Source organism: Microcystis sp. M079S1 (genome assembly GCF_020246425.1).
Taxonomy (GTDB): domain Bacteria; phylum Cyanobacteriota; class Cyanobacteriia; order Cyanobacteriales; family Microcystaceae; genus Microcystis; species Microcystis aeruginosa.
In genome coordinates, this window is the sequence record NZ_JADBSZ010000053.1 from 1 (window position 1) to 11,678 (window position 11,678).

General features: G+C 43.8%; 11 protein-coding genes and 3 pseudogenes. 9 read left to right on the forward strand and 5 right to left on the reverse strand.

What is annotated here, in order from left to right; all coding sequences use genetic code 11:
* Positions 1–570 precede the first annotated feature (570 nt).
* Entirely contained in the window at positions 571–1,179 is a 609-nt protein-coding gene (gene rpsD / locus IM456_RS03240) for a 30S ribosomal protein S4 (protein WP_002737433.1), read from the forward strand.
* Between the two features lie 214 nt (positions 1,180–1,393).
* Positions 1,394–1,846, forward strand: coding sequence for a DUF29 domain-containing protein (locus IM456_RS03245; protein WP_149987275.1), 453 nt, complete (start codon positions 1,394–1,396; stop codon positions 1,844–1,846).
* A gap of 34 nt (positions 1,847–1,880) precedes the next feature.
* On the opposite strand, the gene larC is transcribed toward IM456_RS03245, so the two are convergent.
* On the reverse strand, positions 1,881–3,137 hold the full coding sequence (gene larC, locus IM456_RS03250; protein ID WP_287692964.1) for a nickel pincer cofactor biosynthesis protein LarC: 1,257 nt from the start codon (positions 3,135–3,137) through the stop codon (positions 1,881–1,883).
* Between larC and IM456_RS03255 the strand changes: the two genes are divergently transcribed.
* Positions 3,114–3,755, forward strand: coding sequence for an L-threonylcarbamoyladenylate synthase (locus IM456_RS03255; protein ID WP_287661594.1), 642 nt, complete (start codon positions 3,114–3,116; stop codon positions 3,753–3,755). The genes larC and IM456_RS03255 overlap by 24 nt on opposite strands.
* A 229-nt stretch (positions 3,756–3,984) precedes the next feature.
* Positions 3,985–4,395: an Hsp20/alpha crystallin family protein gene (locus IM456_RS03260; RefSeq protein WP_149987278.1), complete on the forward strand. Its 411-nt coding sequence runs from the start codon at positions 3,985–3,987 to the stop codon at positions 4,393–4,395.
* A gap of 58 nt (positions 4,396–4,453) precedes the next feature.
* On the opposite strand, the gene hpf is transcribed toward IM456_RS03260, so the two are convergent.
* Positions 4,454–5,053 (reverse strand): ribosome hibernation-promoting factor, HPF/YfiA family, encoded by a 600-nt coding sequence (gene hpf / locus IM456_RS03265; protein ID WP_149987279.1) that lies wholly within the window; start codon positions 5,051–5,053, stop codon positions 4,454–4,456.
* A gap of 485 nt (positions 5,054–5,538) precedes the next feature.
* Here hpf and lipB point away from each other — a divergent pair, with 485 nt between their 5' ends.
* The 3 genes and pseudogenes from lipB to IM456_RS23200 all read left to right on the forward strand — a co-directional run bounded on the left by lipB (position 5,539) and on the right by IM456_RS23200 (position 7,767).
* Entirely contained in the window at positions 5,539–6,207 is a 669-nt protein-coding gene (lipB, locus tag IM456_RS03270; RefSeq protein ID WP_287692968.1) for a lipoyl(octanoyl) transferase LipB, read from the forward strand.
* Between the two features lies 1 nt (position 6,208).
* Entirely contained in the window at positions 6,209–7,471 is a 1,263-nt protein-coding gene (locus IM456_RS03275) for a pentapeptide repeat-containing protein (protein WP_104396838.1), read from the forward strand.
* A gap of 114 nt (positions 7,472–7,585) precedes the next feature.
* Positions 7,586–7,767 (forward strand): annotated as a pseudogene (locus IM456_RS23200) (hypothetical protein).
* A 278-nt stretch (positions 7,768–8,045) separates the two neighbouring features.
* Here the strand turns inward: IM456_RS23200 and IM456_RS03280 are convergent.
* The gene (locus tag IM456_RS03280) at positions 8,046–9,242 is read right to left on the reverse strand and encodes a homocysteine biosynthesis protein (RefSeq protein WP_149987281.1); all 1,197 of its coding nucleotides are present in this window, start codon (positions 9,240–9,242) and stop codon (positions 8,046–8,048) included.
* A 343-nt stretch (positions 9,243–9,585) separates the two neighbouring features.
* Between IM456_RS03280 and IM456_RS03285 the strand changes: the two genes are divergently transcribed.
* Both IM456_RS03285 and IM456_RS03290 read left to right on the forward strand, forming a co-directional pair.
* Positions 9,586–10,512, forward strand: coding sequence for a class I SAM-dependent methyltransferase (locus IM456_RS03285; protein WP_149987282.1), 927 nt, complete (start codon positions 9,586–9,588; stop codon positions 10,510–10,512).
* A gap of 14 nt (positions 10,513–10,526) precedes the next feature.
* Positions 10,527–11,180 carry a HupE/UreJ family protein gene (locus tag IM456_RS03290; protein ID WP_149987283.1) on the forward strand — a complete coding sequence of 218 codons (654 nt, stop codon included), beginning with the start codon at positions 10,527–10,529 and terminating at the stop codon, positions 11,178–11,180.
* A gap of 195 nt (positions 11,181–11,375) precedes the next feature.
* On the opposite strand, the pseudogene IM456_RS03295 reads toward IM456_RS03290, so the two are convergent.
* Positions 11,376–11,540, reverse strand: a pseudogene (locus tag IM456_RS03295) (helix-turn-helix transcriptional regulator); the annotation flags it as partial.
* Positions 11,541–11,559: 19 nt separating this feature from the next.
* Positions 11,560–11,678: pseudogene (locus IM456_RS03300) on the reverse strand (IS5 family transposase); the annotation flags it as partial.

Here is an 11,678-nt window from a genome sequence, read left to right on the forward strand (position 1 = left end):
AAGTTTCTGCTTCCACCACCGTCGCATACCACAGTTAAAAAACCATGTACTGTCTTACACAGAGTCCACAGACTTTCGCCCCATTTCAGAAGCCCGATTCCGTGTGTCCCACGGTACGTTGACAACCTATAGCTTCTTGTACTTGTTGCGCGCGACTTTTTACCCGGCCAAGCTTTTCTGGTCGGAACCCCCTAAGCCGAGTTTTCAAGGTGCTGCGCCGTCCACTTGGTTTTCGAGACTGGCTTTTTAATTCTAACGTAAAGCCAACCTAGAACGGCGGGGTTTCAGACCCAAAATTTCCGATGAAAAAAATACATCAGCTGCCGTCAGGCTTGAATCAGTGATCAGTAATCAGTAATCAGTAATCAGTGATCAGTATTCTCCGAGTCGGGAGTCAGTATTCAGGAGATTGCTTTTATTTATTCTCCCCACACCCCACACCCCACACCCCACACCCCATCTCCCCACACCCCACACCCTACACCCTACACCCCACACGCCAACTAAATCACTTAATTTGTGCTACGATAATAGTTTTGGGATAAATTTAAATAGGAGCAGACTGTCTGTATGTCTCGTTATAGAGGACCGCGCTTGCGCGTTGTGCGTCGTTTAGGGGAATTACCGGGCCTAACCCGTAAAAATGCCCGTCGTGCCTATGCACCCGGGCAACATGGCCAGGCCCGCAAAAAACGTTCAGAATATGCCATTCGTCTAGAAGAAAAACAAAAACTGCGTTTTAACTACGGTGTCAGCGAGAAACAATTAGTTCGCTATGTCCGCAAAGCTCGCCGGGCCACTGGTTCCACTGGTCAAGTGCTGCTGCAACTCTTAGAAATGCGTCTGGATAATACCGTTTTCCGTCTCGGTATGGCTGGGACAATTCCGGGGGCGCGACAATTAGTCAATCACGGTCACGTCACCGTTAACGGTAGAGTTGTGGATATTGCCAGTTATCAGTGCCGTCCGGGTGATGTGATTGGAGTTAGAAATCAGGAGCGTTCCCAGGATCTAGTCAAAAGAAATATGGAATACCCCGGTTTAGCCAACCTGCCGAGTCATTTGGAATTTGACAAAAACACCCTCGTGGGCAAAGTGAATGGCGTTGTGGAAAGAGAATGGATTGCCCTCTCGATTAATGAACTGTTAGTAGTGGAATACTACTCTCGGAAAGTCTAGGAAAAAAGCCTTTTCCAGACACCTTGAGGACGCAATTGGCAGCGTCCTTATTTTATTGGCTAAATTTAGTATTTTTGATTGTACATGGGGCTGGCTAACATCCGACTGCGAATGGCAGAACCTCAACTGGCTCCCCCTACTGATAACTCCCCTGAACAGTTACAGTTAAGAGAGTGGTCCGTTACCACCCACTTCTAAATGGGATATCATCAACATGAAAAATCAATTATCTCAGCTTTATGAAACTGATTTTAATTTGTGGCTTGAGCAAACCGTAAATCACTTAAAAAAGGGCCATTTAGCAGCCCTCGATTTAGATAACTTAATCGAAGAAATATCTGATATGGGACGTAATAATAGACGGGAGGTATTCAGTCGTTTAAAAGTTCTCTTGATGCACTTACTTAAATGGCAATATCAACCGGAAAAACGGACTAATAGCTGGGTAAATACGATTGATGAACAAAGAGAACAATTAGAGCTTATTTTAAGGGATAGTCCTAGCTTAAAACCCTATTTAGCCGATATTTTCGCGGAATGTTATCAGAAAGCAGTGCGAGGGACGGTAAATGAAACTAATTTACCAAAAGAAACTTTTCCAGTTGATTGTCCTTTTACCCAGGAACAGGTTTTAAATTGGGATTATTTTCCTGAAAATAGCTTTTGAACAATAGCAGTTTTATGATAAAATTGACCTGCTGTCAAGACTGATTTTTTTCTTGCCAAATAGTTAAAGCCATTTGATGAACAAATCGCCAAGGTAGATGATGCTGACGGGCAATTGCGGCACAATCTTCGTATTCTGGTTGTACGGTAATCGGTTGATTAATTGACTCTTTGTAGGCAACTTTTAGCCGAATTTGTCCATAGACAGTATCGATCGATTGTATCTCTCTTTTTAAGATCGATCGCTCTTGAATCGTCCTTCTAATGCCTAAAGTTGTGGTTTCCTGAAAGATCATATTTTCACAAATAGCAATTTTATCCAAGGCACAAATTACTGTCAAGAGTATCCCTAAACGAGATTTTTTCATAGTAATTGCTTGACTAAATACATCTAAAGCCCCTGCTTGTAATAAAGCCTCGCTTAAGTAGGCGATCGCTTGCGGATTTAAGTCATCAATTTGAGTTTCTAAAACTGCCACAGTTTCGATTTCATCTAGCTTTTCTGGTTCTTTTTTCCCTAACCAAAGCCGGACAAGATTGGGAATCGGTAAATCTTTTGTTCCTGCTCCTAAACCGACCTTTTCTAACTGTATTTTCGGCGGTTTACCGAAACTTTTAGCTAAAGTTGTCACAATAGCTGCCCCCGTGGGTGTTACCAACTCTGCTTCGATGCCATTACTATAAATTGGTACTTGTCGCCGACTTAACAATTGTACTACTGCTGGCACGGGAACCGGTAAACGACCATGGGCGGCCTGAACTGTACCGCCGCCAGTGGGTAGAGAAGAACAGTATAATTCACTCACCGATAGCCAATCCAAACCCAAACAAGTCCCGACGATATCAACAATGGCATCGGTTGCCCCCACTTCGTGAAAATGCACCTTTTCCGGTGCGATCCCGTGAACGGCTCCTTCTGCGATCGCAAGTTGTTGAAAAACCGCTAAACTCCATTCTTGGACTTTCTGGGGTAAATTTGCCTGTTTAATTAAACTTTCAATCTCCGGTAAATGGCGAGCGGGGGTATGATGGTGATGGTGGTGATGATGATCGGACTTCTCGGCAGCGACATCGACGTGAACCTTAGTAGCAACTTGACCGCGACGATGCACTTTTTCGGCCCTTAACTGATATTCATCCTCGATTCCTAAAGTTTTTAGTTGTGCAATCAGGTATTCTAGGGGGACTCCTAAATCTACTAATGCCCCTAAACACATATCCCCGGCGATTCCCGTGGGACAATCCCAATAGGCGACGATTTTGCTATCATGGCTACTATTTACTCTCTCCATCCGGAAAATCCCCAACAACGTTCTATCCAAGAAATCTGTCATGCCCTTAAAAATGGGGCAATTATGCTTTATCCTACCGATACTGTCTATGCGATCGGTTGCGATCTCAATGTGAAATCCGCCGTCGAACGAGTTCGCCAAATCAAGCAACTATCTAATGATAAACCCTTGACGTTTCTCTGTTCTTCTTTGTCGAATATTTCCGAGTACGCAGTGGTCAGCGATTATGCCTATAAGATTATGCGACGAGTTATACCGGGTCCCTACACTTTTCTCTTACCGGCGACTAAATTAGTGCCGAAAGTGGTGATGAATCCGAAGCGGAAAACCACCGGTATCCGGGTTCCCGATCACGTTATCTGTCGCACTATTCTCGAAACCCTAGAAAATCCCATTATCTCTAGTTCTGCCCATCTTCCCGATCAGGAGGGGGATTTTCCCACCAAGGGATTAGAATCCGCTAGGTTATTCGATGCCCTCGATCATATAGTTGATTTAATTATCGAAGATGGTTCGGCCCCCGGTTCGGAAGTGTCAACAATTGTTGATTTTACCGGCGATCAACCGGATATCGTGCGTCAGGGTTTGGGTTGGCCGGAATTACAACAATGGTTATAACAGTTATTTTAGCCGTCAGCCGTCAGTTTTTTTGCACCCCACACCCCACACCCCACACCCCACACCCCACACCCCACAACTTCCCACTTGCCACTGATAACTGATAACTGATAACTGTATCGGTTATTGCGACTTTTTATTTCCTGAAAACCGTCTTGTGGAAGCCAAGTTAGTTGCTTAAGATAGAGATAATCGCAGTCAGAGAAAACCTCTCAAGGAAATTATTACTATGGCTTTCACTCTTTATTCTCCCTTCCTAGAAATTAATTCTGTCCAACGTCAAATCGATCAACTTTTTCAAGAAGTATTACCGACAACTTCATTGGGATCTCGTCCCCCGGTGGAAATCTCCGTTAACGAGGATTCCGTGGAATTAAAAATCGAATTACCCGGTATGGATATTAAAGATATCGATGTGGAGGTTAGCAAGCAAATGGTGGCTATTAATGGGCAACGTGAATGCCCTGCCGAGGTGGAAAACAGCGAATTTTATTATGGTAAATTTAGTCGCTTGATTACCCTGCCAGTGGAGGTGCAAAATAGCCAAGTTACCGCTAACTATCAAAACGGTATTCTTTGTCTCACCCTCCCGAAAGCGGCGGCAGAAAAAAATAAAGTGGTTAAAGTTAATCTTGGTTAGATGAGAAAAAGACTGGAGAATTTCTCCAGTCTTTGGTTTTATTTGTAGTCGCTAACTGTTAATGGGGTTCTTTGCCATTTACGTTAACGGGACGGGGCTGAATAACACCAAAACCGCCGTGATTGCGTTGATAGATAACGTTGATTTCGTTCGTGTCTTTGTTGCAGAACATAAAGAAATCGTGATCGACTAATTGCAATTGTGTTAGTGCTTCCTCAATAGTCATTGGTGGCATGGCAAAGTATTTCATCCGCACTACTTCCGCAGGTAATTCGGGAGTGCGATCACCAATGAGGCTATCATCTAAGGGTTTCTCTTGCACCACCTCGCTAGTTTTAACGGTGGCGTTGGTGCGATGATCCACCAATCTTTCTTTATACTTGCGGAGTTGACGAGCGATTTTATCAGAAACTAAATCAATACTCGCGTACAAATTTTCGCTTCCTTCTTGAGCGCGAATCACTGTTCCATTAGCATAAACCGTTACTTCCGCTTTGTGGCGATCAGGAATGCGTGCATTCTTTTCCACGGAGAGGTGAACATCGACTTTTGTGGTCATGCCGTTAAAATGTTTCACCGCTTTCTCCAGCTTTTGTTCCACATAATCATGAATAGCTTCGGTGACAGCGATATTATTGCCCTGAATCAATAGCTTCATACTCACTACTCCATCTAAAAATTTTGCTATAGACCGTCCACATCAACTATTTTTAAGGGATGTTGATGCTAGGAATTTAATCCTCAAAAATCCGCTTGATCGCACTGTTGAGTGAAAGTCAATTAGAGGTCACAGTCTAGATATTGTCGGTGTTCTCGTTCTCTTTTTTTTGTCGGATCGCGCGGAAAATTCATCGGGTCGAGCGCCTATTTGCAACTGGATTTATCTACCTCTATTCTAACAAGTTTCTCCAAAGCTTCTCTTAACAGAAGTGCGAAGTTCTGTTAACTTTTATTTAAAGAAACCGATTTTGGCCGCCTGCAAGGGAATCCGGTGATTGTTTCTCCTGTTCGACGGTTAACATCCGAATAGATGGGATATCCTTAGATTAGCACTTAGTATTCTCCCCAACATATATATCTTCCCTTCTTTTAATCTTCCTTTGCGCTCTTTTACATTTCTTAAATATTTTGACAAATCTCGCAATGAATGCTCAAAAAATACCTCGTCTCTGTGGGCTGAAAATTCAGGCAATTACTCCCTATTCTCTGGCCTGGGCGCAACAGCGATCGCTGGTGGAGGCGAGAATTGCTAATCCCGACTTACCCGATATGCTGCTCCTTCTGGAACATCCCCCCGTTTACACCCTCGGTACCGGTTCAGATATTAAGTTTATTAAATTTAATCTTGACAAAACCGACAAAGAAGTGTATAGAATCGAGCGAGGAGGCGAAGTCACCTATCACTGTCCGGGGCAGTTAGTGGGCTATCCGATCCTCAATTTGCGCTATTATCAGCAGGATTTACACTGGTATTTGCGACAATTGGAAGAAGTCATCCTGCAAACTATCGCTATTTATGGATTGTCGGGGGAAAGAATCGGGGGCTTGACGGGGGTATGGGTAGAAGGGTATAAAATAGCGGCGATCGGTATTAAAGTTAGTCGTTGGATTACCTATCATGGTTTTGCCATCAATGTTTGTCCGGATTTAAGCGGTTTTGGCGAGATTATTCCCTGTGGGATTGCTAATAAACCCGTGGGCAGTTTACGGCAGTTTCTGCCTAATATTAGTCTTATGCAAGTACAGCAAGATTTATCGAGAGTTTTCGCCTCAGTTTTCGGTGTGGAATTATTTTCTCTTGACAAGGATTAACATGAGCGATCGCAAAGACCCAGAAAAACTCGCCGCGGAAAATAGGGACGATAACCCTGAAAATAACGGTAAAACCAGTTTATCGGCCCCCGATGCTTCCGAATACGTCTCCTCTTTATCTTCGCGTAATCCTGTGCGTCAGCGCATCCTACTATTAAAAGATCTTCGACCGGGTAATGCGGGGTTACTACTGGCCCCCCTGATGCTGATGACCATCGGCCTGGTCTTTAGCTGGGACTGGTTAGGCTTTTCTGGGGCGATAGTAGCGATATTAATATCTTTACAGGTGATTTTACCCTCTATTCGCCAGTGGATCGCCCATTATCTCACCCCCTCTGAACGTCAGACGGTTTTCGCTTTTATAGTTTTTATAGCTGCTCTGGCCGGATTAGGGAAATATTTAGGAGTTTACGAGCGAATATTGCGATGGTTAGAGAGTTTTAAATACGATGAGTTTGGTTCTTGGGCCGAGTGGGTGGGGGCTTTGGGACAGATTATGATCGCCGTGTTAGCTGTCTATGTGGCCTGGGAACAGTACGTTATTTCTAAGGATTTAACCATACAACAAAATCGCATTACCCAACAACAGACGATCGATTCCTATTTTCAAGGGATTTCCGATCTAGCCTTGGATGAGGAGGGATTTTTAGAAGATTGGCCCCAGGAAAGAGCAATCGCAGAAGGTCGCACCGCTTCCATCCTCAGCAGTGTCGATGCCTCTGGAAAAGCGAAAATACTGCGTTTTTTGAGTCAATCGCGGCTATTATCACCGATTAAACGAGATCGTTATCTAGGCAGACCGATTCTAGACGGGGAAGGGGGTTATGCGGAGGATCGAGAGTTCGGTACAAGAGTAGTACAATTGGGGGTAATGTTAGCGGGGTCCGACATTTCTGGGCAGGATTTGCGCTGGACGGATTTAAGCGAAGCGAATATGGTGCGGGCCGATTTAAGTTATAGCGATTTGGTGAAAGCAAATTTATCGCGGACAATTCTCTACGAAGCTAATTTAAGAGGGGCAGATATGAAAGGAATGCGTTTATTTTATGGTTCCCTAGAAAATGCTACCCCCCGCAGTCGTACCGTTCCCCCCAATTATGACAGCGGAGAACACACGGGAGCAGTGGTAGAAAATGTCAATTTTACCGGGGTGAAAAACATGAGCGAGGAACAACGTCACTATTGTTGTCGTTGGTGTGGGGAAAAGTCCCGCGCAACCATTCCGGGGGGGTGTGGTGATATTGCCAATCTTTTAGGTCGTTAACGAAGGCAGTCGGCAGTCCTGATGTCAAAGTTGGCACCGCCAAGCATGAGAATATTCTGATTGACGAATTGGCGTTATTTCAGCCTCTATTTTCAAGTCAGTGCCTCTCCTGATATGTATCCTATACTCAACGGATTTAGTATTACTTTCCACTTGATCACTCAATCCAAGCTTTTGGGGGGTTCTACCCCCCAAACCCCCCGCGCATTAGTTTTTCGGTGAGATGCTTACACGCAGCTGCTAATACATTGGTAATAATTTCAGAGTCACTCCACTTGCAAGAGTGCCTCTCCTGATATGTAGCTTATACTCAACGGATTTAGTATGAATAATTAGGGTTTGCTGAATAAATCTAAAAACCTTGTTGGATAATATCTTTAGGCTTTTTTGAAATCAAAAAGTGGCAGCCCTTGGCGTGATCGGGGGGGAAATTTAGGCTCTTTTTCCCTGAAAATTAGGTAATTGGCCACCTCAAAACCGGTAAAACCCCACACCCCACACCCTGCCCCCACGAAAAAGTTTTTCAGCATAGCCTAATTGTAGTTGTGCCACCTGCACGCAATCCTTTAACTCCTCACTCAATTGATAATTTTCCACCCCAACGATCCTGGGGTATAAAAGTCCGCTCTAGATTAATTTTTGCCACGGGTTCTGTGAGGGTAAATTCTCCCGATTCGATCAGTGCTTTTAATTCTAAAGCGGCTTCCCGGGACAGGGAAATACTGGCCAAAGGAGCCACCCTAACACTTTTTCCCTCGATCATAATCCGACCGCTTTTTAGTTTAGCGTAGGTGATTAAACCAAAGGTAGGACGGACTCGCCGGGGAATAGAAAAATCCACCACTGGAGCGACAATTTCCTCATCTTTTACCGCACAATGTCGAACTATTTCCTCGCTTAAAATTGGAATCGGTACTGCTACCCCTAACATTAAAGAAGCCCCATAATTTTTGAAATAACAACCCCGCACCCAGCGAGCATTCATTTGTTTAGCATCACCAATTAAGGCTAAGGTGGAAGCCGGTCCAATAGGAGTTCGATTTTGTAGGCGTTTTTGCAGGGGAAAATGTTGGGTTCCTTCCCAGGCAATATAACCGATTCCTCCTCCCAAAAAAAGGCGCGTACCGATGCCTATAGCCTCTAAATCGGGGTCATTTAACAGGGGAGAAATTGCCCCGGGGTTAGAATAAACTGCATTACCTAATCGCGGCTGTAGTGGTCCTAAATAAGTATATAAAGTCCGCTCTCCCCCATTGACTCCGACGATAAAATTCTGGTAGAGATTGCGAGGATTAAAAAGATAAAATTGATTAATAGTCTCCTTAGAAATAATCGTTTCAAAAGAAGTGCGAGGATAACAATCGGTGGCCTGGCCGACAGCGCGCAATTGAATCGATTTTCCAGCGATTAAATCCTCAATAATATGTCCGCCGCCTCTTTCGGGATTTTCTCCCTCTAAATTCTCATTTTTGGCCGCTAGATCACTAATAGCGCTGGCTCCTAAGTATAAATCCACCGCCCCAAAACCAGCATAAGCAGGAATCCCATCTAACCAACATTGACGAATTTTTATCGGCGGATCCGTCTGACCTAAATTAATAATTGCCCCCGAAGATTCCATCGGTTCAAAAGTTCCCGTACAAACCACATCTACTTGGGAAAAAACCTCCTTAATTCCCATCTGGGTAACGCGGCTTTTTAATTCCTCTACTGTCCAGACTACAGCCGTTTTTTTAGCAATTTTGTCGTTGATTTCAGCGATTGTTCTCATGATAAAAATTGGCAAGATGGGGGGTTAGGGAGCTTTTTGCTGTTGTCAGTAAACAGTAATCAGATTTGAGTTTTCAGTCAGTGGTAAGTAGGTAGGCGTTAAAAATTATCAGACACCCCCCTTATCAAGGGTAGGGTTGATTCATGAATCAACCCTACCTTATCAAGGGGGGCAGGGGGGATCGAACCTAAAATCCATTTTTAATTTAATTATAACCAGCTACTTATTAACCGAGCAGTATTAAATGGCGGTGACAGTGCTGTTTTTTCACTGATTACTGATTACTGATCACTGATCACTGTTATAAGATGAATAAGGGAAAATTTACGATCGAAGCTTTTCTATGACAGTTACACCCGTTCCAACCTCCTTTAATCCTGTTTCTGGTCTAGTTAACCGTATTCTCGGCATAAAACCGCTTTTTGACATCGCTCGCTATCAGGCCCGCAATATGATGATTAAAAGAGCCGAAAAACTAGGCGTACCTTGGCGGGAAACCGTCAAACAATGGCAGCAACGGGATTGGAGTTGGGAACTGCAAGCGGTAGAAAATCCCGATCTCGTCTATCCCGAATACTACGTTTGTTCTTTCCACGCTTACGAAAAGGGCAATTTAGACTGGTTGCCAGCTTTTGAGGTAGAATCTGCCGCCTATGCTGTCCATTCTACCATCTGGCCCGGGGCGGGGATTGACGGCGATCCGCGATTGCGACGGGAATATCACCGGATATTGAAGGAGCAAATCAAGGCAGAAATTAACGATATTGTCGATTTAGGCTGTAGTGTCGGCATGAGTAGCTTCGCACTGCAAGATACTTATCCTCAAGCGCGGGTAACTGGGTTAGATCTCTCTCCCTACTATTTAGCCGTTGCCCAATACCAAGCTCAACAAAAACAAAAGACGATTCAATGGCAACACGCAGCCGCGGAAAAAACTCAATTACCCAGTCAGTCCTACGATCTGGTATCTTCGTTTTTAATGTTTCACGAACTACCCCAACAGGCTACTAGAGAAATTTTCGCCGAAGCGCGTCGTTTATTGCGATCGGGGGGTTATTTGACGCTGATGGATATGAATCCGCGCTCGGAAATTTATCGAAAAATGCCCCCTTATGTCCTAACCTTACTCAAGAGTACCGAACCCTATCTCGATCAATATTTTACTCTCGATATCGAACGGGCATTAGTTGAAGCGGGGTTTCAAACACCGATCATTACCCCCACCAGTCCCCGACATCGGGCGATTGTTGCGCGGGTTTCCGAATCATAATTTTGAGGTAATCAATGAAGATAATTTTTCGTCAAAGTTGGACAAAGATATTAACTATTGTCCCTCTCTTCCTGTTAATTTTTGCCAGCAAAACCCTCGCCCATCATGCTATGGGAGGGCAAACTCCTGATAATTTTTGGAACGGATTTTTATCGGGTTTAGCTCACCCGGTTATCGGTTTAGATCATTTAGCTTTTGTGGTGGCTAGTGGTTTAATTGCTGTGGGGATGGAACAGGGTTTATTAATTCCGATCGCTTTTGCGATTGCCACTTTAATCGGGACAGGCATTCATTTACAGGGAATAAATTTACTTTTTCCTGAAGGGATTGTTGCCCTTTCTGTGGTGATTTTTGGCGTGGTTTTAACCCTGAAAAAAGGTTTACAAACTCATTCTAATCTCTATACGATCGCTCTGGCAACTCTGGCAATGATCGCGGGAATTTTCCACGGTTATGCCTACGGAGAATCAATTATCGGGGCGCAAGTTGCCGCTTTAGTTGCCTATTTAATCGGTTTTACCGTGATCCAATTAGCGATCGCAGCCGGAGCTTTTTTCCTTGGCGGTGTCATCAAGGAAAAATTAGCCAAGCAAGCAACTCTAATTAGCAAGTTCATCGGATTGGCAATTATGGCGATCGGTACAACTTTTTTAGTGGGAGTTAAGTAAATTAATCTCGATGGGGCTAATTATTAATGGCTCTCTTGAGGTTATGGTGATCAGCAAATCTGATCGAAGAAAGGGCGTACAATATACGCCCCTACCAAACAAGTGCGGGAGAGCCTCTGAATTGAAAGAGGAGTTAGGAATTGAGTTCTCGAAATAAATCTAAAAATAATCCTCATTCCTACCCCTACTATTTTTTTAGGTTTCCGAGGGGAAGTAACCAAACAGTTTTTTATAATCAGATGCCAGATATCCTCGGTGAAAAAAACCTAATTCTTCAGCAATTTCATGAATTAATTTTGTCTGATTATTTTGGTTAAGAGATTGATGTAAAGCATTAAGACGAAGCAATTTAAAATAATTAGATCTCTTGCAAAAGTAATCAAGATATATCCTTTTGTCGGTAACGAAGTTCGTAATTGTAGATACCAGCAATCAAATTCAATCTCAGACCAAATCGCCGTCTGCGATTTCTGTATCTTGATGAAAGTATCCGAAATA